Consider the following 342-nt stretch of genomic DNA (forward strand, 5'->3'; position numbering starts at 1 on the left):
CACGGTCGTCGTGCTCCTGACGCGCGACGGGAAGCTGCCGGTGCGACAGCTGACGATCGGCGAGACGCTCGATCGGGCCGAGGCCGGCATGCGGCGTGCGGGGTCCTTTTCGGACGGTGCCGATCAGGTGATGCGGAACGGTCTTGCGGCAATGCGCGCGCGTCACGCACATGAACTGAACGCCCCGGCCTGGATCACGCACGAGCGGTTCAGCCTCCAAGACTTCTACAACGGCGAGACGGTCTATGGACGCGGCGACAAGGACGCGACCTATCCCGTCTACGCCTTTGACGAGGCGACCTATGACGCGGCACGCACCGATGCGCCGCAATGGCTGGCCAT

The 342-nt window shown here is 66.4% G+C and carries 1 protein-coding gene; it reads left to right on the plus strand.

Annotated elements, in window-relative coordinates:
- Positions 1-342, plus strand: a 342-nt coding sequence (locus CVH10_RS25860; protein ID WP_181244499.1) for a hypothetical protein, incomplete at both ends; no start/stop codon positions are given.

This window comes from Halomonas sp. ND22Bw (genome assembly GCF_003011945.1).
Classification (GTDB): Bacteria; Pseudomonadota; Gammaproteobacteria; order Pseudomonadales; family Halomonadaceae; genus Halomonas; species Halomonas halophila.